This is a genomic window from Alteromonas sp. AWJ4_197 (assembly GCF_056160285.1).
In genome coordinates this window covers 206,354-230,248 of sequence record NZ_JBSWWW010000006.1, presented here as the reverse complement: position 1 = coordinate 230,248, position 23,895 = coordinate 206,354, and the positions used below count along the sequence as shown (strand labels likewise).

At 48.3% G+C, this 23,895-nt stretch carries 23 protein-coding genes; 10 read left to right on the top strand and 13 right to left on the bottom strand.

Features of this window, described 5'->3' with window-relative positions; all coding sequences use genetic code 11:
* Positions 1–41: 41 nt before the first annotated feature.
* From ACXAGC_RS14870 to ACXAGC_RS14855, 4 genes are all read left to right on the top strand, one after another.
* Positions 42–2,174, top strand: a complete 2,133-nt coding sequence (locus ACXAGC_RS14870) for a TonB-dependent siderophore receptor (protein WP_474845032.1) — start codon at positions 42–44, stop codon at positions 2,172–2,174.
* Between the two features lie 69 nt (positions 2,175–2,243).
* Positions 2,244–3,290, top strand: a complete 1,047-nt coding sequence (locus ACXAGC_RS14865; RefSeq protein ID WP_474845030.1) for a succinylglutamate desuccinylase/aspartoacylase family protein — start codon at positions 2,244–2,246, stop codon at positions 3,288–3,290.
* Positions 3,291–3,523: 233 nt separating this feature from the next.
* Complete coding sequence (gene dkgB, locus ACXAGC_RS14860; RefSeq protein ID WP_474845028.1) at positions 3,524–4,336, top strand: 2,5-didehydrogluconate reductase DkgB; 813 nt, start codon at positions 3,524–3,526, stop codon at positions 4,334–4,336.
* Between the two features lie 21 nt (positions 4,337–4,357).
* Positions 4,358–4,651, top strand: a complete 294-nt coding sequence (locus tag ACXAGC_RS14855; RefSeq protein ID WP_474845026.1) for a putative quinol monooxygenase — start codon at positions 4,358–4,360, stop codon at positions 4,649–4,651.
* A 67-nt stretch (positions 4,652–4,718) separates the two neighbouring features.
* On the opposite strand, the gene tyrS is transcribed toward ACXAGC_RS14855, so the two are convergent.
* The 10 genes from tyrS to rpsU all read right to left on the bottom strand — a co-directional run bounded on the left by tyrS (position 4,719) and on the right by rpsU (position 15,858).
* The gene (tyrS, locus tag ACXAGC_RS14850) at positions 4,719–6,008 is read right to left on the bottom strand and encodes a tyrosine--tRNA ligase (protein WP_474845024.1); all 1,290 of its coding nucleotides are present in this window, start codon (positions 6,006–6,008) and stop codon (positions 4,719–4,721) included.
* A gap of 80 nt (positions 6,009–6,088) precedes the next feature.
* Positions 6,089–6,868: a response regulator transcription factor gene (locus tag ACXAGC_RS14845; RefSeq protein WP_474845022.1), complete on the bottom strand. Its 780-nt coding sequence runs from the start codon at positions 6,866–6,868 to the stop codon at positions 6,089–6,091.
* A 68-nt stretch (positions 6,869–6,936) separates the two neighbouring features.
* A complete protein-coding gene (gene dgcA / locus ACXAGC_RS14840; RefSeq protein ID WP_474845020.1) occupies positions 6,937–7,941 on the bottom strand; it encodes an N-acetyl-D-Glu racemase DgcA in 1,005 nt (334 codons plus the stop codon).
* Entirely contained in the window at positions 7,941–8,936 is a 996-nt protein-coding gene (dgcN, locus tag ACXAGC_RS14835) for an N-acetyltransferase DgcN (protein WP_474845018.1), read from the bottom strand. The genes dgcA and dgcN overlap by 1 nt, the downstream gene beginning before the upstream one ends.
* 114 nt (positions 8,937–9,050) lie before the next feature.
* The gene (locus ACXAGC_RS14830) at positions 9,051–9,938 is read right to left on the bottom strand and encodes a LysR family transcriptional regulator (protein WP_474845016.1); all 888 of its coding nucleotides are present in this window, start codon (positions 9,936–9,938) and stop codon (positions 9,051–9,053) included.
* A gap of 150 nt (positions 9,939–10,088) precedes the next feature.
* Positions 10,089–10,814, bottom strand: a complete 726-nt coding sequence (locus ACXAGC_RS14825) for an SHOCT domain-containing protein (protein ID WP_474845014.1) — start codon at positions 10,812–10,814, stop codon at positions 10,089–10,091.
* Positions 10,815–10,985: 171 nt separating this feature from the next.
* Complete coding sequence (gene rpoD, locus ACXAGC_RS14820) at positions 10,986–12,827, bottom strand: RNA polymerase sigma factor RpoD (protein WP_474845012.1); 1,842 nt, start codon at positions 12,825–12,827, stop codon at positions 10,986–10,988.
* Between the two features lie 294 nt (positions 12,828–13,121).
* Positions 13,122–14,897 carry a DNA primase gene (dnaG, locus tag ACXAGC_RS14815; protein ID WP_474845010.1) on the bottom strand — a complete coding sequence of 592 codons (1,776 nt, stop codon included), beginning with the start codon at positions 14,895–14,897 and terminating at the stop codon, positions 13,122–13,124.
* A 174-nt stretch (positions 14,898–15,071) separates the two neighbouring features.
* Positions 15,072–15,518, bottom strand: a complete 447-nt coding sequence (locus ACXAGC_RS14810) for a GatB/YqeY domain-containing protein (protein WP_119500099.1) — start codon at positions 15,516–15,518, stop codon at positions 15,072–15,074.
* Between the two features lie 124 nt (positions 15,519–15,642).
* On the bottom strand, positions 15,643–15,858 hold the full coding sequence (gene rpsU, locus ACXAGC_RS14805; protein ID WP_012517258.1) for a 30S ribosomal protein S21: 216 nt from the start codon (positions 15,856–15,858) through the stop codon (positions 15,643–15,645).
* Positions 15,859–16,110: 252 nt separating this feature from the next.
* Between rpsU and tsaD the strand changes: the two genes are divergently transcribed.
* Both tsaD and ACXAGC_RS14795 read left to right on the top strand, forming a co-directional pair.
* Complete coding sequence (gene tsaD / locus ACXAGC_RS14800) at positions 16,111–17,124, top strand: tRNA (adenosine(37)-N6)-threonylcarbamoyltransferase complex transferase subunit TsaD (protein WP_474845008.1); 1,014 nt, start codon at positions 16,111–16,113, stop codon at positions 17,122–17,124.
* An 82-nt stretch (positions 17,125–17,206) separates the two neighbouring features.
* Positions 17,207–18,430, top strand: a complete 1,224-nt coding sequence (locus ACXAGC_RS14795; RefSeq protein WP_474845006.1) for an alkaline phosphatase family protein — start codon at positions 17,207–17,209, stop codon at positions 18,428–18,430.
* Here ACXAGC_RS14795 and ACXAGC_RS14790 read toward each other — a convergent pair.
* Both ACXAGC_RS14790 and plsY read right to left on the bottom strand, forming a co-directional pair.
* Positions 18,405–19,601 carry an MFS transporter gene (locus tag ACXAGC_RS14790; RefSeq protein ID WP_474845004.1) on the bottom strand — a complete coding sequence of 399 codons (1,197 nt, stop codon included), beginning with the start codon at positions 19,599–19,601 and terminating at the stop codon, positions 18,405–18,407. The genes ACXAGC_RS14795 and ACXAGC_RS14790 overlap by 26 nt on opposite strands.
* Before the next feature lie 80 nt (positions 19,602–19,681).
* Complete coding sequence (gene plsY / locus ACXAGC_RS14785; RefSeq protein ID WP_119500103.1) at positions 19,682–20,281, bottom strand: glycerol-3-phosphate 1-O-acyltransferase PlsY; 600 nt, start codon at positions 20,279–20,281, stop codon at positions 19,682–19,684.
* A 144-nt stretch (positions 20,282–20,425) separates the two neighbouring features.
* Here plsY and folB point away from each other — a divergent pair, with 144 nt between their 5' ends.
* Genes folB through ACXAGC_RS14765 form a run of 4 tightly spaced genes read left to right on the top strand, consistent with a single transcriptional unit; the run spans position 20,426 to position 22,478 of the window.
* Complete coding sequence (folB, locus tag ACXAGC_RS14780; protein WP_474845002.1) at positions 20,426–20,791, top strand: dihydroneopterin aldolase; 366 nt, start codon at positions 20,426–20,428, stop codon at positions 20,789–20,791.
* Entirely contained in the window at positions 20,791–21,285 is a 495-nt protein-coding gene (gene folK, locus ACXAGC_RS14775) for a 2-amino-4-hydroxy-6-hydroxymethyldihydropteridine diphosphokinase (RefSeq protein WP_119500105.1), read from the top strand. The genes folB and folK overlap by 1 nt, the downstream gene beginning before the upstream one ends.
* Before the next feature lie 2 nt (positions 21,286–21,287).
* Positions 21,288–22,088, top strand: a complete 801-nt coding sequence (locus ACXAGC_RS14770; protein ID WP_303573745.1) for an undecaprenyl-diphosphate phosphatase — start codon at positions 21,288–21,290, stop codon at positions 22,086–22,088.
* Positions 22,089–22,106: 18 nt separating this feature from the next.
* Positions 22,107–22,478, top strand: coding sequence for a histidine triad nucleotide-binding protein (locus ACXAGC_RS14765; RefSeq protein ID WP_474844999.1), 372 nt, complete (start codon positions 22,107–22,109; stop codon positions 22,476–22,478).
* 130 nt (positions 22,479–22,608) lie between these two features.
* Here ACXAGC_RS14765 and ACXAGC_RS14760 read toward each other — a convergent pair whose 3' ends face one another.
* Positions 22,609–23,835 carry a PepSY-associated TM helix domain-containing protein gene (locus ACXAGC_RS14760; protein ID WP_474844997.1) on the bottom strand — a complete coding sequence of 409 codons (1,227 nt, stop codon included), beginning with the start codon at positions 23,833–23,835 and terminating at the stop codon, positions 22,609–22,611.
* Positions 23,836–23,895: the final 60 nt, after the last annotated feature.

The window sequence follows — 23,895 nt, the reverse complement described above, 5'->3', positions numbered from 1 at the left end:
GTTTATTAATTATTATTATCTTTTAGAATGGAACTTGCACAGTGAAACCCTCAGTAACCCGGGTGACCAGGCTCACCTCTCTCGCCATACTTATCGGTACCAGTTTTCAATCTTTTTCACAAAATATTGAAGCAGAAGACGACAGTGTAGAACACGTCGAAGTGACCTCTCTTCGCCAGGCTTATCGCGGCAATGTGCCACTAAAGTCCTTACCGCAAGCGGTGACAGTCTTGTCAGATGAAACCCTGGATTCCTTTGGGGTTACCGATTTGCAAACAGCCTTGTCCCTTTCAGGAAGTGTTGCCAGCCAGAATAACTTTGGTGGTCTCTGGGACAGCTTTGCAGTGCGGGGATTTGCAGGTGATGAGAATTCACCTTCGGGTTATCTGGTCAACGGCTTTAACGTTGGCCGCGGATTCAGTGGCCGTCGTGATGCCTCAAATATTGAAGCGATAGAAATTCTCAAAGGTCCGGGATCAGCGCTGTATGGTCGTGGTGAACCCGGCGGCACCATCAATATTATTACCAAAAAGCCTGAGTTTGATCAGGAAGGCTATATTGAAGCAACGGCAGGCAGTTACGATTTATATCGTCTGGAAGGTGATTACACCAACGCAGTCACGTCGGATCTGGCTTTCCGGGTTAATGGAGCTTATGAAGACGCGGGTAGTTTCCGTGACACTGTTGAAAGCAATAAGCTCATTTTCACCCCTTCAGTGCTTTACCGGCTCAATGACACTACAAACCTGGTTTACGAACTGGAGATAATCGACCAGCAAGCGCCATTCGACAGAGGCATTGTGGTTGTGGGTGACAACTTTACCGGCGTACCCCGTGAAACCTTCTATGGCGAACCAGCCGACGGCGACATGAATATTGAAGCTGTAGGACATCAATTGTCACTACAAACATCTTTGAACGAAAACTGGGACGTAAATGCCGGTCTAAGCTACCGTGATTCTTCATTCGAAGGTTACTCAACAGAGGTTGAGTTGTCTTCCGGTCGCCAGCTGCTGAGCGAAGATAATCCTGTTGTCTCACGTCAGCGTCGTTACAGAGACTACGATACTAAGGACCTTTCTGCGCGGGCAGAACTGAGTGGCCGGGTACAAACCGGTGAAATGACTCATCACATTTTGATCGGGGTGGATGCATATGATTACACCTTTGAACAGGAAATGCAGCGCTGGAGAACGGCGTGGGGAGCAGGCGATACTACTTATTCAGTGAGTAAAATAAATCCGGAATATGGCCAGGTTCAGCCTGAGGTTGCGCCCCTAACGGACCGTGAAGAAAATCAAAGTGCGCAAGGTCTCTACATTCAGGATCAGGTAGATTTGTCGGAGCAGTTTAAGCTGTTAGTTGGTTTCCGCTTCGATGACTTTTCTCAGGATATTGAGAATTTCATGAACGGATCGGTGACCAGTCAGGATCGCACGGCAACCAGCCCGCGGGTGGGTTTTGTGTTTGAGGCGAATAGTAATTTCACCTTTTACACCAGTTATTCTGAAGGGTTCCGTCCGAATAGCGGAGCCGACGTAGATGGTAATTCTTTTGAGCCTGAAGAAAGTGAGTCTTACGAGCTGGGGGTTAAATTCTCTACTGAAGGCGACAGGATCACCGGTACACTGGCGTTATTTAATGCCGAAAAGTCGAATATACTGGCTTCTGACCCGGTGAATTCCGGGTTCACAGCCGCGCTGGGTGAAGCGGAAAGTAAAGGGCTTGAACTGGATGTAAAAGCGTATATTTCTGAGCAAACCTCTCTGAGCTTGTCTTATGCTTATACGGACGCAGCGACTTCTAATACAGTAACGAATTCCGACTGGGGTGTTGAGATCCCGGCAGGGACCAGGTTGCTGAACATTCCTGAGAACCGGTTTGTGCTTACCGCGCAACGGGAGTTTACCGTTTCCGGTAAAGACGCAGCGGTGCTGGGGTCATTCCAATACGTTGGTGAGCGTCCCGGAGAGCTGATTAACCAGTCATATGTATTGCCGTCCTATACTCTGGTGAGTATTGCCGGGCATGTAGACATTAACGAATCCTTGCAGGTGAAGGTGTTTGTCGACAACTTGTTGGATGAAGTGTATTTCGATAATTCATATTCTGCTTTATGGACTCAGCCAGGCACACCGCGAACGGTTAATGTAAGTGCCCGCTATCAATTCTGACCATTACTATTCGTTTTAAAAGGGGCTGATGCCCCTTTTTCTGTTATTCAACTACTTCAGAGTATTTTCATGCACTTAACTACATTGCGTACTGGCATTGTGGCAGTATTTTTCTTTTTTTCTTATTTCATTAGCGCCGGCGTTCTGGCTAAAGACGGTTTTGAACTTGCCGGAATAACAACTCAGGCCGGTGAAAAAAAGTCCTTCATGGCGACAAGGGAAGATATCGCTCTGCCGGTCACAGTCATTAACGGTAAGAAAGAGGGGCCTGTATTACTTCTGGCCGCCGGCACGCATGGTGATGAATTTCCGTCTATGTTTGCGTTGCAAAAATTACGGGAAGAGGTCAGGCCCGGTGAGCTTTCCGGTACGTTGGTTCTGCTTCATCTTTCGAACATTGATGGCTTTCATGCCAATCGCATAGCCTTAAACCCCAAAGATAACAAAAACCTCAATCGTGAATTTCCGGGTAGCGCCGGTGGCACGCCGACTGAGCAAATCGCAGACTTCTTAACCAAAGAATTTATTGCAAAGGCGGACTACTTCATTGATATGCATTCAGGTAGTGCTAATCAACAATTACTGGACCATGTCTATTCGCCATTTGTGGGTGACAAAGCACTTGATGATCTGACTTTTGAATTTGCTAAAGCCACCGGTATGCAACACATCGTGATGTATGGCGACAGACCCCGCGACCCTGACAATTCTATCTCGTTCCCCAACACTGGCATGACTAGAGGCGTACCGAGTCTTACTACAGAAATCGGGCACCTGGGGCAGTACACGGAAGAATCAGTGGAGTATGCTGTTCAGGTATCACGGAATGCGCTGTATTTCTTAGAGATGTTACCGGGGGAGCCGGGTCCGCATGCAGAGCCTGTATTTTATGAAACACTGACTTCGGCGAAAAGTCATCATACCGGCTTCTTTCTGCCAGGCGTGAAAATTGGTGCAAAGGTTGAAAAAGGCGCGTCGCTGGGCAAAGTCACGGACTACTTTGGAAATGTGGTAGAAACCATTTCCTCGCCTGTAGCGGGCACAGTGATGATGATTAATGAGATGCCGGCTATCAAAGAGGGGCAATCAGCCGTGACGATTGGTATTCTGCAATAAGAGGCAAAAATCTTTCCTGACAAAAATGTCAGTAACAGTAGCAGGTATGATATCTCTATCATTTCAGACAAAGGTATTTTGTCACTATTACTGTTTTTGTTATTTAAACTATCCCTCAAACTGCGCTTCATTTTTCTGCGACTGAACCTGCTTAATCTGAATTCAGTCGTAAATCGTAAAGATTGAGTATTTTCATCCCAATACTCATTTCATAGAACATGAAGGAGCAATTTATGGAATCCCATTCATCCATGCCTCAGTTAGGCGCGGGTACTTTCCGGTTAAAAGACGACGTGGCATACAACAGTGTGAAAGATGCACTGGAAGTCGGTTACCGTCATATCGACACTGCACAAATTTATGAAAATGAAGAAGCGGTAGGCCGTGCATTGAAAGACAGCGGTATCAGCAGAGGCGAATTATTTGTCACTACCAAAGTGTGGAATAACAAGCTGAACAGCAAGGACTTTCTGCCCAGTGTGAAGAAAAGTCTGGAGAAATTACAGCTCAGTTATGTTGATCTGCTGCTGATCCACTGGCCTTCCCCTGAGAACGGCGAGTCCATGGAGGAGTATCTGGGTGAACTGGCGAAAGCGAAAGCGCAGGGCCTGACCAGACATATCGGGGTATCTAACTTTACTATTGCCCACCTGAAAGAAGCGCAGCAGATTTTAGGAAAAGGGGAAATTTTTACCAATCAGGTAGAGGTACACCCGCATTTAACTAACGACAAGCTGCGTGCATACTGTACGGTAAATGATATTCATATCACAGGATATATGCCGTTTGCTGTGGGCAAAGTGTTGAAAGACGAAACGGTGATACAAATTGCTGAGAAGTATGAAGTGTCACCCGCCGAAGTAGTGATTGCATGGGAACTGGGGCACGGTCTGGCGACCATCCCGTCATCCACTAAGCGGGAAAATCTGGCGACAAACCTTAAAGGGGCATCGCTGACTCTCGCTATCGAAGACATGGATGCCATCGACAAATTAAACCGCAATGAACGTGAAGCGACGCCGGACTTTTCACCTGAGTGGGATTAATCCCTGACAAAAAAGGAACTGATGATGACTGTATGTGTAATTGCCACCGCAAGGACATCGCTGAGTGATGCAGCGAAAGTTACTGCATTGTTTGAAACGTTGCAGGAACATTCACGAAAGGAAGAAGGCTGTATTCAGTATGATCTTGGGTTACGTGAAGTTGACGAAGAAGTGGAAGTGCTGGTGATGGAGCAGTGGACGTCTCAGGCGGCTTTGGACGACCATATGACTTTGCCTCATTTCACTGCTTTTCAGGAAGTCTCGGAAGGCCTTGTTAAAGACGTCACTATGCACGTATATATGCTGCATTCATAAAACTTTGAAGGCCTGGCTTGCTAGACAGGCCTTCATATCCGGAGTTTCGTCAGTAGTGACGCTCTGTTTATTGTGCGGGACTGGCGACACGCATCATTCTTTCTGTGCTGTCCTCGCTCTCTCTTTTGATTAAACAAAATTGCTTTTTACCTTTTTGTAAAATCCAGTATGTGTTGAAGAGTGGCTGACCAACAGAGCTGGTATCAGATGACGCTTTTTTCCCGTTCACACTAACGGCATTGCAGGCAATAAGTTCCCTGGCCTCACGCCGGGAAGACGCAAGTCCGGTCAGGGTGAGTAATAGTACAAGCTCTTGCTGCAGAGTTTTCACGAGTGGCAGGCCGTCCATTTCCAGCTGTCTGATTTCTGATAGTGACAGCTTATTTACCTCTCCGGAAAACAAAGCTGAAGTAATTCTTATAGCGCTTTCAAGAGACGCCTGGCCGTGTACTAATGCTGTCACTTCTTTCGCCAGAATTTGCTGTGCTTCAGGTTTATTGCCTCGCGTTTTGTCTGCGAGCTCAATGGCTGCAATATCCTCTGTGCTCAGAAATGTGTAATAGCGAAGCAGGTTATAAACGTCTTTGTCATCTACTGAGAGCCAAAACTGGAAGAAGCGGTAAGCAGAGGTTTTGTCCGGGTCAAGCCAAATCGTGCCAGATTCCGTTTTACCGAACTTCGTGCCGTCAGCTTTTGTGATCAGAGGCAGTGTCATTCCGGAAACTCTGCATTGATTGAGCCTGCGGGTCAGATCAATACCGTCTAAAATATTTCCCCACTGATCGTTTCCACCAATCTGCAGCTTGCACTGGTGGCGACGGTTTAGTTCTGCAAAGTCATGCGCTTGTAACAACGCATAGCTGAACTCTGTGAACGATATTCCTTGTTCAGCACGTTGTAAACGCTTTTTTACTGAGTCACGTTTCAGCATAGCGTTAACCGAAAAGTGCTTGCCAGTGTCCCGAAAGAAGTCAATGATATTGATTGATCTAAACCAGTCAGCATTGTTTTCAATCAGGATAGGCTCCCCCACCAGTTCTTTAATCTGAATACCAAGCCTTTCAACCCATTCACCGACTTGCTCTGCAGAATTTAAAGTACGCTCACTGTCTTTAAAGCTCGGGTCGCCTATCATTCCTGTGGCTCCGCCGATCAGCGCTATCACTTTATGACCAGCTTTCTGCAAACGTTTGAGCATAATAAGCGGTACCAGATGACCTATGTGTAAACTGCCTGCAGTAGGGTCAAAACCACAGTAAATCGTCTGCGGCGACTCGAATAGGTTTTGCAGTTCTGCAACATCGCTTGTCTGGGATATCAATCCTCTGTCATTTAGATCATTGAAGATATTCATCATTGATAACCTGCCTTTCAATTTAATAAGGCGAGCGTACTGGAATGGACTTATCTACAGAATATCCCTAAAGGGACAGAACGTTATTTAGCGTGCGTAATGAGGTGATTAAGAAACAGCTGGAAAAACTCACTCAGAGATTTGACGTTTAACTGCTTATAGATTCGTTTCCGGTGATTTTTTACTGTTCCCTCAGAAATACCGGTAGCAACAGCGATTTCCTTAGAATCACAACCTTTTGCAATCAACATGGAGATTTCCTGTTCCCTGGGAGTGAGTATTGACTGTCCGAAAGTTGCCAGCGCGGATGAGATTAACTGACGCATATTGTCCGTTTGTTGAGTCGGGTTATAGACGCTTTCTGAAAAAATGAACTCTGTTTGTCCCCAGTGCTTCTGACAAATAGCCTCGATAACGGTGAAGTGTCGTGTAAGTAACTCAGTGTTCTGACGGGTAAAACGGGTAGCCTTCCTGATTGAGCCAAAACAAAACAGAACTGACTTACTGTCAGAAACATTAATCATCATGCCAAGCTCATCCTTCCAGCCAGTCTGATGATAAAAATGTCTGCAATAAGAGTTGTAGTCCGTGCGATCTATATTCAAATCGCTAAGCATATAAACGCCACTTTTTTTCCGCTTGCTGAAGTACCTGAAAAACGGGTCTTCATTGAAAGAGGATTTGAGATAAAGTTCGAACAGAAGGTCGCGGTTATCTTTAAGGGAGTCGTGAAGATAAACCGGGTGTTTGTCGGTCCGGCAGCCCAGAATCACAACACAGTCGAATTCCAGCATTGCGTCAAGCAACGTTGTTAACGTTGCAGCGAAGTTGACTGAATGAATGGCAGAGATTGTCTCTGCCATTAGTGTGTTAAATGATAAATCCCGCATGCCGGAAGTGTATGACTACAGGAGATTTTTCGCAACTTTTGCTAGGCTTCCTGGCTATTCACTCCGCCCCACAAAAACGTATCGGGTTGCCACATTTTGCCGTTGTCGAAACAGAAGCCGTTTTCTCTGTCCTGTGCAATGAGGATAGGGCCGTCGAGATCGACAAAGTCAGCGCCGTCACACAGCAAATAAGCCGGCGCCATTGCCAGCGACGTGCCTACCATACAACCTACCATGACAGAGAAATCCATTGCTCTTGCGGCTTTGTACAGAGCGGCAGCTTCGGTGAGACCGCCGGTTTTATCTAACTTGATGTTGATGCTCTGATAGCGTTTGCGCAATACGTCCAGCCCGGCTGACGTATGGCAGGACTCGTCGGCGCAAAGTGGAATTGGGCATTCATAATACTCAAGCACTTCATCGTTCTCTGCCGGTATGGGTTGCTCAATGAGTACAACATTGCAGGCTTTCAGCGGCTCAGCCACGGCTTTCAAGTCTTCGATGGTCCAGCCTTCGTTAGCATCTACAATCAGCCGGCTTTCCGGCGTGACTTCGTGAATAGCGCGGATCTTGTCAACAACGGCATCGGGGTCCAGCTTCACTTTGATTATTGGCGCGCCTTTGAGTTTACGCGCAGACGCCTGCATATTTTCGACAGTATCCACACTGATAGTTTGTGCGGTAAAGCAATGTGGCGTAACGGGTAAATCAAGTAGTTCCGACACCGGTTTGCCGGTTACTTTTGCGGTTAAGTCCCACAGGGCACAATCCAGCGCATTGCGGGCAGAGCCGGCTGGCAGCAATTCCGGTAGTGCTGCATGATCTTCAAGGCTGTCAATGCTGGCCCTGACCTGTTCTAACTGGGCCGTAACCGATTCGATGGACTCGCCATACCTGCCATAGGGCACGGATTCGCCAAATCCGGTATGCTCGCCGTCACTCACTGACACGTGTATCACATCGGCTGCTGTTTTGGCTCCCCGGGAAATGCGAAACACCTGCGCCAGCGGAAAACGTTCGTGTTGAATTGTAATAGTTAATGCCATCAGAGGTTCCCGATAATATCACTGACACCAAAACGTACCGGGTCGGTACACGGTAAGCCGAGTTTTGAAGCCGTTTCTTCACAGTACGCCTTTGCTTCAGCTGCACTGACACTGGATGTGTTCACTGCAATGCCAACAACTTTCACGTCAGGATTCGTTAATCTGGCAGCATTTACAGTCATTTCAATGACGGCTTCCAGCGTTGGTTGGGGATAGTGAGGTAACCCCCGCATGTGTGAACGGTTCAGCGCATGGCAGATCACCAGTGCATCAGGTTGGGAGCCGTGCAACAACCCTAAACTGACACCGGCAAAGGCCGGATGGGACAGGGAGCCTTGTCCCTCGATAATATCCCAATGGTCTTCGTCGTTGTCAGGGCTGAGTGTTTCCACAGCACCGGATATGAAATCTGCTACCACACAGTCGATAGCGACGCCTTCACCGGCAACCAGAATGCCGCTTTGCCCGGTAGCACGGAAAGTCGCTTTCTGACCGGCTTCTTCCAGCGCTCTGGTCAGACACAGTGAAGTGTACATTTTGCCCACAGAGCAGTCGGTACCAACTGTAAGCAGACGCTTACCTGTACGTTTGATACCTTTGCCTGTCTTGAAGCGGGCTGTGGGATGACGGATATCAATGAGCTGGCGGTCACAACGCTGCGCGGCTTCCACCACGGCGGGGATACTGGTAAGTTTATCGTGCAGGCCGCTGACAACATGCATGCCGGCTTCAATGGCTTCTACGATTGTAGGAACCCACGCTTCATCAATAAAACCGCCGCTGTTTGCAAAGCCCAGCACAAAAGTGTTGGCGCCGGCATCGACCGCCTCATCAATAGTCATTGACGGGCAGCCGGTGGTGACCTCGCAACCCGGCAAGCGGTATTCACCGATGCAGGCTTCAGGATTCCAGTCTGCCACGCTCTTTGCCATTTTTATACTGAGCGGATCGGTGGCGTTGCCAATGAAAAGCAAATAAGGAGGAGTAAGTATCATAGTGCATCCTGAAAATTCTGAGAAGAAATCACTGTAAGGTCAGTGTGTTATTTCAGGCAGTGTAAAAGGCCGGAGAGCCGGTGATAAGTAGTAACTTTTGGCAAGGGTATAACGTCAGGTTATCCGCACGATAGTGTCGGACAGTGTACCGAGGAAACTTTCACACAGTTTGGATACCGGACGGCTGTCCAGAGAAAGCGCTTTTACGGTGAACGTTAATGAAGGGGCGAACCGGGCAATACCGGTTTTTTCTGTCTGATTACCCTCAGCGGTCAGTCTGTCAACAATACAGCATCCCAGACCTGCATCAACCAGCCGCGCGGCGATGTAATAGGTATCCACCTGGATTTGCGTTTTAATATCCAGGCCGGACTGTTCTATGTGACGCCAGGCCATTTCTCCTAACGGTCCGCTTTCCCAGATCCCGATAATGTCCAGGTTTTGTAAATCACTGATGGTCAGTGTTTCCGGCGCTTCGTTGAAAGCTTGTCTGGGATACATCACTACCATTTCCTGTTCACATAGCTGACGTTCTGCCACACCGGGCAATTCGGGAGATGAAAACAGTACGGCGGCATCACATTTGTGCGCCAGCAGGGTTTGCAGTGCTTCCTGGTTGTGTACGGTTTTAATATTCAGGGCAACATCCGGATGTTGCCGGCGGAACATTGCCATGGTTTGGGGAAGCACGTTGAAACCCAGCGCAGGAGTAACAGCAATATTGATGATGCCACTGCGTCCCCGTTGAATATTATTGGCAAGCTGCTTAACCGTATTCAGTTGCTTATAAATTTTGCTGATTTCCGGAAACATCATTTCTGCTTCCGCTGTGGGCGTTAACTTGCCTTTGTTGCGGTGAAAAAGGTCGAAGCCAAGCTGTTGCTCTGCATGGGCCAGTACTTTAGACACCGATGGCTGAGACACATACAGTAAGTTAGCAGCGCCGGTAATGGAGCCGGTGGTATAAATGGCATGAAATACTTCAATATGGCGCAAACGCATATCACTTTCCCTGGTTCAGCAAAGGCCTGACAAACCATTTAATGAAATTCGCAGCGGGATGACAAGGTCACGAAGACAAAAAACTCAGGAGGGGAGGCCGCGCAACAGCAAGGAAGTGCTATTGTGCGGCAGGTTAGTATAAGGGATGACTCAAAGCTGGTCTAAAAGTGCCTTACGTTTCTCTTCGTAATCCGCGTCACTGATAAGCCCTTCATCGAAAAGCTCTTTAAGTGTAGCGAGTTTGGCACGAACTTCGGTTGAAATCGTGTCAGCTGCCTCACCGACGATAGAACTGCGTTTACCCGTTAAGGTTTCATCGATGGTTGCGACAAAAATTTTGCTGTATCTGCCGTTCGCTTCAAACTGACAATCTGTTTCACCATCATAGGCCCATGGTACGTTAGACCACTCTTTGATCTGAGGGCTGTCAGACGCACATTTACGAATTTGACCCAGCTTTATCAGGTTCCGGCCTTCAAGCTGATACTTTTCAATCACACTCCATGACCAGTGTGAATTTTCCGGATGGTGGCGGACATCTTTAGGAGATTCGAGGAAAAACTCCTCATGATGCCCATATGTCATATACAGGTAGCTGCCGTCATACAGCGCGAGAAATTTAGAACGGGTCCAGTTACAGTTGGTACAGGTATACCAGCCGTAAATAATATTATTTTCGTCCATGCGCTCGAATTGGAGGTAAATACCGTCACTCACGTACTGCCGGTAAATTTTTTCCTGCGGCTCCACAGGCTTTATACTGACGAGCTTCTTAAATACCTCTGTTTCCAGCATAGGCGAGGGCGGATTCCACGTGGCGCAACCACCCAGAGATAAACCTGCAAGGACCAGACAGGCCGATAAAAATTTGTTCACGGACACTTCCTTATTCAGTAATGCAATTGATTAAATATGGAACAAGTATACAAAACTGACAAGGAAGCGGGCGGGAACTTGCTAACGTTCTTTCATACCCGGGTATAGTAAGCCGGAAACAAAACAGCCACCCGAAGGTGGCTGTTTTTAACGATAACTTATCTGCAAGTCTTACTCGTCCAGGAAGCTGCGCAGCTGCTCTGAACGGCTTGGGTGGCGAAGTTTACGTAACGCTTTCGCTTCAATCTGACGGATACGCTCACGGGTAACATCGAACTGCTTACCTACTTCTTCCAGCGTGTGGTCAGTGTTCATGTCGATACCGAAACGCATACGTAGTACTTTTGCTTCACGGGCTGTCAGACCGGCCAGAACTTCTTGGGTCGCGTCTTTCAGGCTGCCGCCGGTCGCTGAATCGAGGGGCTGAATAATGGTGCTGTCCTCGATAAAGTCACCCAGATGCGAATCTTCATCATCACCGATGGGGGTTTCCATGGAGATGGGCTCTTTCGCAATCTTAAGCACTTTACGGATTTTGTCTTCCGGCATTGCCATACGTTCTGACAATTCTTCCGGCGTTGGCTCACGACCCATTTCCTGCAGCATCTGACGGGAGATACGGTTCAGTTTGTTAATGGTTTCAATCATGTGAACCGGAATACGGATAGTCCGTGCCTGGTCAGCGATTGAACGGGTGATCGCCTGACGGATCCACCATGTTGCATAGGTTGAGAACTTATAACCACGACGGTATTCGAACTTATCAACCGCTTTCATCAGACCGATGTTACCTTCCTGAATCAAATCCAGGAATTGAAGGCCACGGTTGGTGTACTTCTTCGCGATTGAAATAACCAGACGTAAGTTCGCCTCAACCATTTCTTTCTTCGCACGGCGGGCTTTCGCTTCACCGATAGACATGCGACGGTTGATGTCTTTAATGTCAGCGATAACCAAACCAGTTTCCTGTTCTACGCTGTTCATCTTGGAGACAGAACGCTCGATATCTTCTTTGTAGTTTTGCAGCATGCCGGTGTAAGGCGCGCCTGAAGATAACGTAGCTTCTAACCAGTCTGTAGTGGTTTCGTTGCCAGCAAATGCCTTAATGAAATCTTTCTTAGGCATCTTTGCGTTTACAACGCAGTACTTCATGACCAGACGTTCCTGGATACGTACTTTGTCCATCATGTCGCGCATGTTTTTAACCATGCGGTCAAACTGCTTAGGTACTAAGCGGAATTCTTTGAAGACTTCGCTGAGTACGCCAATTTCTTCGCGGGACTTCTTGTCTGAACGGCCATGCTTTTCAATAACAGCACGGGTTTTCAGGTATTGTTCACGAAGCTTGCCGAACTTTTCACGGGCAACTTCCGGATCAACGCCGCTATCGTCCTCGTCGCTGTCATCATCATCGTCGTCATCATCGTCATCGTCTTCGTCATCTAACTCTTCAGCTGACAATTCAGAACCGATGTGGGTAGCGGTAGGTGCGAGATCCTGCTCTTCGTTAGGATCGACGAAACCGGAAATAATATCGCCAAGACGAATTTCTTCCGCTTCAAATAAATCCCACTGTTCCAGCAGATAAGTGATGGCTTCAGGGTATTCAGCAACAGAACACTGTACCTGGTTGATACCGTCTTCGATACGCTTGGCGATTTCGATTTCGCCTTCACGGGTCAACAGTTCAACGGTACCCATTTCACGCATGTACATGCGGACAGGGTCGGTTGTACGGCCAATTTCACTTTCTACGGTTGCCAGCGCCTGAGCTGCAGCTTCAGCGGCATCTTCATCGGCGGTGGTTTCTTGCATGAGTAATTCATCGGAATCCGGTGCGGACTCTGAAACCTGAATACCCATATCGTTGATCATACTAATGATGTCTTCGATCTGATCTGAATCGACGATATCTTGTGGCAGGTGGTCGTTTACTTCTGCAAAAGTTAAGTAACCTTGTTCTTTACCTTTTGCAATCAGGAGTTTAATCTGAGACTGCTTGCTTTGAGCCATATAACCTACACTTCTCACATTGAATTAATAAGCAAAAAAGCACGTTCAAGAGCCGGAAAAATCCCGTCTTGTCCATGCTTGCTATCGTTTGTTACCGCACCTGTCAGAACATCGGCTATTGTAATTTCGGCCTGAATTATGCATCTTATACGTCTCAAGATTGCATCAAGGTAAGCCCGATGTTTTCTATAAAATCTGCTTGCAGCGAATTAGCCAGTATAACAGAAAGACCCCATTTTTGACCAGACGTTCAGCGTGATTTTTCGCCAGAACTTTATCCGGCGGCCTCGTGAGCTACGACTTCTGACGTTCTTTCATCAATAAGGTCAATTCTGTTTTCTCTTCCTGAGAGAGTGGCTGCATACGCGACCGTGAAATCAACGTCTCAATTCTGCTGTCGAAATGCCAGTCGAGCAGCTTTGCAAAACTGTCGCAATACACGGTATCTGCGTCATCTTCCTTAATCAGGTGTTCCTGTAACAGCAACTTCGCGATGACAGAAGAATGGGGATGGTCACGGAAGTTTTCAAGGACCTGGGCGGTGTTGGATTGTGGATTATTTAAACAGTACCCGTGAATATCGATAAGCACGTGGATTCCGGCAACACCACTTTGTGCCAGTACCTGTGGCGAGCAGTGGGTGTGTCTGGCTGCCAGTGCCGGGTTATCCAGCAGTAACCGCACCATTGTGCGGACCGGCGATATCTGGGTCTTTTGTTGGGTGTAGTGGGAATCCTTTGGTTTTGACGACTTTTGCTTTGCCTGTTGCATATCCTGCTGCAAACGAAAGCGGTCATATTCACCCACATGTTTCGCCAGCTCTTCCTGCAACATGGCTTTCTGACTGTCACCCAGTACCTGGTCTATCAAAGGCTGCGCAGCGGCTTTCAACGCCACTTTACCTTCCGGCGTGCCGACTTCATGTTGTTTCAGTAGTGACTCAAAGAAGAACCGCGACAAGGGCATGGCGTCATCGAGTAATGCCATAAAAGTATCTTTGCCCGTCTGGCGAACCATGGTATCCGGATCTTCACCGTCAGGAAGAAACAGAAATGTCAGTTTCACACCATCTTTTAATGCGGGCAATGCATTTTCAAGTGCCCGCCAGGCAGCTTCACGCCCGGCACGGTCACCGTCGTAACAGCACACAATGTGGGAAGTGGTGCGCATCAGCATACTGAGGTGCTCCGGCGTCGTTGCTGTGCCCAGTGCTGCAGTGGCAATATGGATATCGAACTGGCTTAGCGCAACCACATCCATGTAGCCTTCCACTATCACCACTTTATCAAGGTGGCGCTGGCTTTGTTTCGCCTGATAAAAGCCAAACAGTTCGTAGCCTTTGTGGAAAATCCGTGTTTCCGGAGAGTTAAGGTATTTCGGGCCGCCGTCATCCAGCACCCGGCCGCCAAAGCCGATCACTCTGCCACGGCGGTCGCGGATAGGAAACATGATCCGGTCACGGAAGAAATCATACGTCTTGCCGCGATCATTTTTGTTTACCAGTTTCAGATCCAGCAACTGTTGAACCCGTTGGGGATCTGTGCCGAAGGTTTTCAGTACGCCATCCCATTCTGACGGGGCGTAGCCGATTTCCCAGTGCTTTACAATATCACCGGATAAGCCGCGACCTTTCAGGTAGTCAATTGCTTTGGGGCTGTTGGCATGCTGTCTTAACTGCTGCTGAAAATAGCGGGTGACAGATTCCATCAGCGCATAGTCATCCTGTTGCTGCTGACGCTTCTCTTCTGTCATTGCCGGCCGGCTGCTCTGCTCCCGCGGGATCTCTAACCCGTGTAACCGTGCCAGTTCTTCAATCGCTTCTACAAACTCCAGCCGGTCAAATTCCATGATAAAGGAGATTGCATTGCCGTGAGCGCCACAGCCAAAACAGTGATAGAACTGTTTATCCTGACTGACGGTAAAAGAAGGGGTTTTTTCATTGTGAAACGGACAACAGGCCTGATAATTCTTACCCGCTTTTTTCAGTTTCACGCGGCTGTCCACAATGTCGACAACATCGGTACGGGCTAACAGATCATCAATAAAATCGCGGGGAATTCTTCCGGACATGCAGTTTATGTAACCTACGGGTATATAACAGAAACAGTAACAGCTGATCAGTGCCTGAGCGCGATGTCAGAAGGGTCAGCAAACGTGGGTTACTTTATCAGGGAGAGAAGAAGGCGCAACCTTTTCGTATTGCGCCTGATCTTTTTAAATGGCTATCTGAACTGACTCAGGGTGTTACGCGTTCAGACGTGCTTTAATTTTTCCACTCAGTGCGCCCATGTCTGTGCGGCCCTGAACTTTTGGCTTCAATGCACCCATGACTTTACCCATGTCCTGCATGCCGGTGGCACCGGTTGCAGCCATAGCTTCGTCAATCAGGGCAGCCACTTCTTCATCAGTAAGCGGTTGTGGCAGGAAAGATTCTAAAATTACGATTTCCGCACGTTCTGTGCTGGCCAGATCATCACGATTTGCCTGATCATACTGGGCGGCCGCGTCGGCACGCTGCTTAACCATTTTGGTTAAGATAGCCAGAATGGCGGTATCATCTACAGTGATTTGCTCATCAATTTCTTTTTGCTTGATGGCGGCCAGTGCCATACGAATTGTGCCAAGTTTCAATTTTTCCTTGGCGCGCATGGCATCTTTTTGTGCGTTTTTTAAATCGTCAATTAAAGCCATAGTATTTTTCTTTCCTGATGTCGGGCTTATCAGAAGGACAGGGCGGGCAGGACGGGAATCACTTTTTCAGTGGTCCTGAGACAGCAAAGGTGCCTTAAGGCACCTTTGTTAAGCCAACACTATCTTAGTAGAGTTTTACGCGACGTGCGTTTTCGCGAGCCAGCTTTTTCAGATGACGCTTTTTAGCAGCCGCTTTTTTACGCTTACGTTCCCAAGTAGGCTTTTCGAAGAACTCACGACGACGAACTTCTGACAAAACACCTGCTTTTTCACAAGAGCGTTTAAAACGACGAAGAGCGACATCAAACGGCTCGTTTTCTCTAACTTTAACGATAGGCATTAAATTCTCACCTCAAAATTTTCAAGACTGTAGCCGGGCGTGAAAGTGTGCGATAAATCGACACCCGGGTTAAAAATGGTGCGAAATTCTATTCTTTTCTGAAGGGAAAGTAAAGCCGGTAGTGTTAATAAATTAACCAGCGATCGCAGATTTTTAGCTGAATCTGATTCGCGATCCTCGCATTTACCGTTTTCAGGGTGAACGAATAACGGTAAACTTGCCCGCCCTGCACCACCATAAAGAGGTTTATCAATGCGTATTCTGGGTATCGAAACATCCTGCGACGAAACGGGCATCGCGGTTTACGATGACGAAAAAGGATTGTTGTCCCACGAATTATACAGTCAGGTTAAACTGCACGCCGATTATGGTGGTGTGGTTCCCGAACTGGCATCCCGCGATCATGTGCGTAAGATCATACCACTGATCCGCAAAGCATTGAAAGACGCGGCTACTGAAGGTGAAGACCTGGACGGCATCGCATTTACTCAGGGACCGGGCCTTGTCGGGGCATTATTAGTAGGCTCATCCGTAGGTCGCGCACTGTCTTACGCATGGAATATACCGGCCGTGGGTGTGCACCACATGGAAGGGCACTTGCTGGCTCCTATGCTGGAAGAAAATGCTCCCGCGTTTCCTTTCGTGGCGCTGTTGGTATCCGGTGGTCACTCGATGCTGGTGAATGTGCAGGGAATTGGTCAGTATGAAGTGCTGGGTGAGTCCATTGACGATGCTGCCGGTGAAGCCTTTGATAAAACCGCCAAGTTACTGGGTCTGGATTACCCTGGCGGTCCGCTGCTGGCAAAGCTGGCAGAAAAAGGTGAGGGTGGACATTATAAATTTCCCCGTCCGATGACAGATCGCCCCGGGCTGGATTTCAGCTTCAGCGGATTAAAAACCTTTGCCGCTAACACCATCCGCGATGCCGACGACTCCGAACAAACCAAAGCGAATATTGCGTTCGCCTTTCAGGAAGCTGTTGTTGATACCCTTATCATTAAGTGCAAGCGTGCGCTTAAACAAACCGGTCTGAAGCGGCTGGTCATTGCCGGGGGGGTCAGTGCCAATACATATTTACGTGAGTCCATGGAATCGCTGATGAAAGAACTCCGTGGCGAGGTGTTCTATCCGGGACTTGCTTTTTGCACCGATAACGGCGCCATGATTGCCTATGCCGGCATGCAGCGCTTAAAGGCCGGACAATTCTGTGATTTATCCGCCGCCGCCAAACCCCGCTGGCCACTGGATTCTCTGCCCGCGGTGTAAGTCGCGAACTTTGCGGTCAGTGAATTGTTGTTGTCATAGTCCACTTTTATACTGTGCCAAGTATTAAAAGACGGAAAAAACAATGAAACGAAAAGGACTGTGGGCAACACTATTGCTGGCTGTACTGACAACCGGCGTGCAGGCGAAGGATGACACGCCTTATGTGGTGATGATATCCATCGATGGTTTTCGCCACGATTATGTGGAAAAACACAACGCGGCCAATATTGCACAAATTGCGAAAGACGGGGTGCGGGCTGAAAAGATGATTCCGGTGTACCCGTCCAGCACATTTCCCAATCATATTTCTATAATCACCGGTTTATTGCCCGTTCACCACGGTATCGTAAATAACGCTTTTTACGACAAATCCCGCCCTGTAAAAGACAGTTATGCCCGATATTCCATGGGTAAAGGGTACGGCGATTCGACCTGGTTATCTGGTATGCCTTTTTGGAATCTGGTGGAGTTTAACGGTTTAAAGGCGGCTACGTATTTCTGGCCGGAATCTGATGCCAGAATTAACGGCAATCTGCCGTCTTATCACTATCACTACTCTAAATATGCGGATTATCAGGGAAGAATTGATCAGATAACCGAATGGTTGTCTTTACCTGAAGTATCGCGGCCGCATTTTATTGCGGGCTACTTTTCACTGGTGGATACGCAAGGGCACGATTTCGGGCCGGATGCTAAAGAAACCTATGACGCTGTTCAGCTCATAGACGGTCTGATTGGCCAGCTTTATGGCAGAATCAAACAGCTGGATATCCCGGTTAACCTGGTGCTGGTGTCTGATCACGGTATGACTGCTATCCGCCAGGAAAGCAAGGTGGTAGAGGCTGAGCTTGGGATCAGCGACAAGTTTGCCGTTGAGACCCGCGGTTCACAGGTACTTATCTATGGTAAAAAAGGCACAACGGAGCAGGAAATCAGTGCGCTGAAGGCGTCTTTAGAAGATACCGTTAAAGGGCGTTATTCGGTGATGTCAGATTCCCGCAGAGCCAGCGTGCATATGGAACGGGATCAGCGAACCGGCGATATTATGCTGGAAATCCGGCCCCCGGGTTACTTTGTCAGCGACAGCACCCACGACGGTAAAGGCGCTCACGGTTTTGATGCAACACTGGAAGACATGGCTGCCACCTTTATTGCTGCAGGCCCTGATTTCAGACAGGGGGCGACCATACCGCCGATGAAAAACCTGGAAATTTATCCTGGTCTGGCAAAGCTGATGAAGCTGGAATATGTGCCTGAAACAGACAGTGGCAGCGACACCTTTAATCTTGGTCTGGCTGAGCAGTAATCTGACCCGCAACGCGGGGGCTGAAGCGTCGCTCGAAGCACCCAGCGGTTACCGGAATGATCAGAAGAACCAGCAGTACACCTACCAGCGTATTCCATCCGAAATGCTTGTACAAAAGGCTGGATAGGGTAATACCGGCCCAGCCACCCGCATAGTAAAACAGTGTGTACAGAGCATTAGCACGGCCCTGCCCGCCGGTAAGTTTACCGTTCAGTGCACCCACAGCAGCGGCATGAATGGTGAAAAAGCCTGCGCATAGTAAAATCAGCCCGGCAGTGACAGCCAGCACCGAGGGAAGCAACAACATCAGCAGGGAAACACACAGTACAGCAGCACCTGTCAGTAAGGTGTTACCGCTGCCGATACGGTTACTGAGCTTGCCTGTCACCGGACCAATCATCACGCCGGTAAGATACACCAGATAAAGCAGGGTGGTGTCTTCAGTGGTGAATGCAAATGGGGCTTGAGTAAGGTGAAAAGGCAGAAAATTAAATACTGATGAGAAGATGCCGAATCCGCTCAACGCACACAGATACAGTCGTAAAAGCGGCCACTGCCTGACAAGTTGAATGTAACGGACAGCAGGCGCTTTCGGGTCAGACTTTTCGCGCTTATCACGGGGAAGACCATACAGCGCCAGCGAAAAGGCAACGAGTGTGAACAGACTGGTTGCAACAAATGCGTAGCGCCAGTGCTCCGGAGAAAACGCCCAGCCACCCAGTAACCGGCCGCCAAGACCGCCGGCAACGGTGGCTGACACATAAGCACCCATCACAACATTCAGTTTTTCAGGGGGCAATGAGCGGGACAGCCAGGCAACGATACAGGTTGTCAGGGACGGAACGAAGATACCCTGTACGAATCTTGCGGCAATCAGTACATTCAGGTTGTCTGTCGCCGCACAAATCAGTCCGCACAGAACAATAGCGGTTCCGCCTGTTGCGATGACGGGGCGAACCGGAAATTTATCTGATATTAATCCGAAAGGCAGGTTTGCCAGCGCTATACCCAACACCACTGCCGATACCGTGAAAGACACCATGACCAGGTCAGTATTAAAGTCCTGACGGAGTACCGGAAGTACCGGTTGAGTAATATAGATGTTGGTAAACGCGGCACAGACCAGCATGAAAATGATGAACTGCAAGCGGGTTTGCGCCTGAAAATGCATGATGTTTTCTCAGATTACAGAAAGAAATGAAGAGTTTGCCGGTAAACCGGTCACATCTGTTATTCTGGCAGTGTGCGGTTTTATTTTAAACGTACTTTATCCCACACTTTACTTTCTTCACCTTTGAGCAGGCGTTGAATATTGTCTTTGTGCCGAAAGATAATGAGTACCGACAGCATGATCACCGGAACGGTGTACATAGGTTTGATAAACCAGGTAAATAACGGCGCCAGACTTACCGCAATAATGGCCGCCAGAGAGGCATAGCCCCAGACAAACATCACCAGCAGCCAGGTCAGGATCAGCAAGCCAGCCAGTTCCGGGCCCAGTGGTAACAGAACACCAAAAGCGGTAGCCACGGCTTTGCCACCTTTGAAGCCGAAGTACAGCGGAAAAATGTGTCCCAGACAGGCCGCAACGCCAATAAAACCCAGAGCAACAGGTTCAATGCCCATCCAGTAGCTGCAATACACCGGCACCGTGCCTTTAAACACGTCCATGAACAATACCAGCGCTGCCGGAACGCGGCCGCCGAGTCTGAATACATTGGTGGCCCCGGGGTTATTTGAACCGGCGGCACGGGGATCAGGAAGCTGGTATAACCGGCAAACCACAACGGCGCTGGAAAGCGAACCCATCAGGTAAGCGATACAGACCATAAGAATTACCAGGGCGATCATTTGTTGCAGACACTATCAATACGTTACATGCACGCAGACTAACAGGAATCGCAGGTAAAATACCAGCAAGGTTTAGTGACCGCAGGGGCAGTTGTGGTAAAGTGGCGGCCACCACTGTAAGGCGAGCCGCAGGCGCTGTAACCTATGCCACAAACGCAACACATTATTCTGTCCGGTCTTAAAGTTGATACCCTGATCGGGGTGTATGACTGGGAGCGGACCCGCAAAACCACACTACTGTTTGACGTGACCGTGCAGGCCGATCTGTCTGCGGCAATGCAAAGCGATGATGTAAAAGACACCATTGATTATGCATTGCTGGCAAAAGCCATTCAGGATGCCGCCGCCGATCAGACCTTTGAGTTGCTTGAAGCCCTGGGCGGCCACGTGATTAACGCTGTCTTGAAAGGCTTTCCTGTAGCGCACATTAAGCTGGCGATAACCAAGCCGGATATTCTGCCGGATGTAAATACAGTGACAGTTGTCTTTGAACAGAGTCGTGGTGACTGATGCACCTTATTACCATCAGTCTGGGCACTAACGTTCAGCGTACCTGGTACGCCAGACAAGGGTACGTTTATTTAAAACGTCACTTTTCTGCGGTAACGTGTTCCAGAATGTTTGAAAGTGAAGCGGTTGGCTTTGATGGTTCACCGTTTTATAACTGTGTGATCAGTGCTGAAACGACTTTAAGTCCCGGTGATGTGAATGCCACGCTGAAAGCGATTGAGCGTGAAAATGGCCGGACTCACAGTGAAAAAAAGTATTGTGCTCGCACTCTGGATTTAGATCTATTAACCTACGACAACGTAGTGACAACGCACCCTGTTGCGTTGCCGAGGGCAGAAATTTTGCACAATGCATTTGTACTGCAACCCCTTGCAGAACTGTTGCCTGACCACGTGCACCCCGTAACAGGAAAAACCTACCGGCAGTTGTGGCAGGAATACGATCAAACTTCCCAACGGCTATGGCCAATCGATTTTACATGGAGTGATTCTTAGGGATGACGCTTTTTGAAATTATTATTCTTGCCCTGATCCAGGGAATAACTGAATTTTTGCCAATCAGCAGTTCGGGACATTTGTTGTTGCCGGCGGAACTGCTTGGCTGGGACAGTCAGGGGCTGGCCTTTGATGTGGCTGTTCACGTGGGCAGTTTACTGGCTGTTATGCTGTACTTCCGTCAGGAGATCGCGCAAATGACAGTGGCCTGGCTGACCCGGGGATTCACAAAGAACCAGAATACCGACAGCAAGCTTGCCTGGTATGTCATTCTGGCGACCATTCCCGCAGTGCTTGTGGGCCTGGCACTGGATGACTGGATTGAAATGAATGCCAGAACAGCGCTGGTGATAGCGGCCACAACCATTATTTTTGGACTCTTACTGTGGTATGCCGACGTTAAAGCGACACACACACAGTCGCTGGAAAACATCACCATGAAACAGGCGATCATCATTGGTATCGCTCAGGTGATGGCGCTGATCCCGGGCACATCACGCTCTGGCATTACGATGACGGCCGGATTGATGTTAGGTCTGGACCGCGAGAGTTGTGCACGGTTTTCTTTCTTACTGTCTATTCCGGTCATTCTGGGAGCAGGTACGTTGAAAACCTTTGATTTAGTTCAGGCGACGACAGCAGTAGACTGGAGCGCGTTGCTGTACGGTGCGGCATTCTCGTTCATCAGTGCCTATTTATGTATTTTCCTGTTCCTGAGCTGGATTTCCCGCATCGGCATGCTGCCGTTTGTTATCTACCGCATGATTTTAGGCGCGGTGTTGCTTTGGTTCGTGTTCGCTTAACCTGCATGGAGAATTAGAATGTCAGAGACTATTTTTACGAAAATCATCAACAAAGAAATTCCCGCTGATATCATTTATGAAGATGATCTGGCGCTGGCATTCAAAGACATTAATCCGCAGGCGCCGGTGCACTTTCTGGTGATCCCGAAAAAGCCCATCGCAACCATTAACGACATTGAAGAAGAGGACCGTGCCGTGGTCGGGCACTTAAGTTATGTGGCTGCGAAAGTCGCCGCAGAACAGGGCTTCGCAGAGCAGGGCTATCGTACGGTAATGAACTGCAATGAGTTCGGTGGTCAGACGGTCTATCACATTCATCTGCACGTACTGGCCGGTAAGCCGCTGGGCTGGCCGCCGTACACTGAGAAGCTGAAAACAGCGCTGGAATAAGCTAAGCGCTTAAGTGGCAATAGCTGAGCATCATCGCCTGTATTATTTATTCCATGGTATTTTCTTAGTGAAACTGCCTGAACATGAACTTCTGCCGGTATTTTTGAAAGTATAAAATGTATGGTTGGCCTTAGGTAAAACGTCCGATATAAAAGTACAGGGCTATTACCGCTAGCACAAAAATTGGTAACGTACCGATTTGTGCGCGCGATAAGGAGGTGGATTTAGTGCGTTTCCATGTCATCCACACGCCAGTAAAGGACATACCGGTAAGGGTGATGCCAAAAATAAACCAAGTGATTTTAGTCCAAATACCCCCAAAAGTGCCAAAATGTAACGGGTCGGCGTATTCATTTAAGTATGCATTTACACCAATAGATTCAGGTGTAAAAGTGCTTATGATTTCGAGGCTTTCAGGATGAATGAAAACCCGGTACGCTCTGTCTCGCAGCAGTGGGTTGTTTTTCACTCCTCGCATTTGAATTGGGGAAGTCTGATCGTTTGGTATAAAGATTGAGGTGATATGCCAATTTTTGTGGGCTTTTTGCGCTGTACGTATCGCTTTTTCAAACTCTTTAGACGTTAAATGAATGCCTTCAGTTGGTTGATTTTGGATTGATGCAGCTAGATCATTGTGTTGCACATTACGCTCAATTTCAGGCCCACGTGGCTCAACACTGCTTCCTGAGAACCGGTAGCCAAACTCGTAAAAATACCACAAACCCGTTACACAGATTAGCACGCTAAACCAGATTCCCCACAACCCCAGAAATTTATGCAGATCACTTAAAGCGATTCGGCCTCCTTTATCAAAGCGAACGCGAAACAGCGCTTTGCGCCAATTCTTAGTTGTTTTAATTCCTGTGTATATTGAAATAGATAAGGCGAATGCCATAGCACAAACGAAGATAATGCCGGGGAGGGCAGGCATAAATAGATATCTGTGGAAATCGCGGAAAAAACGTTGAACCGTCAGTCTTGGCATGGTGCCAGTCACTTCATAAGTCCATTGATCAACCTGAACAAATTGGTTGTCTATAGTTTCGTCTTCAATCGTAGCCCGAAAAGTGAGGTAATCCTCGCCCATTGTGAGCATAAAACGGGGTTGGCCATTAGGGTATGCTTCTTTTATCGCATCATATACTTCAACCCAGTCATCATCTGTGGGTTTACTGCTTCGTCCAGGTGGTTTTTCTGACGCGCGTAATTCATCGAAAATTAACCAGTCTATCTCATTTGAAATAGTAGCTACGGTGCCCGTGAACAATACGACAAACATTAAAATAGCCAGATGAAAGCCAACCCATGCATGCCAGTTGTAGAGTTTCTTTAACCCTTTTCTATTTTCTTTTGTCACGTAGAACAAAACCTTTGAACGCATTATACTCAGCCAGCCTTAACTGGCTGTGTATACTTC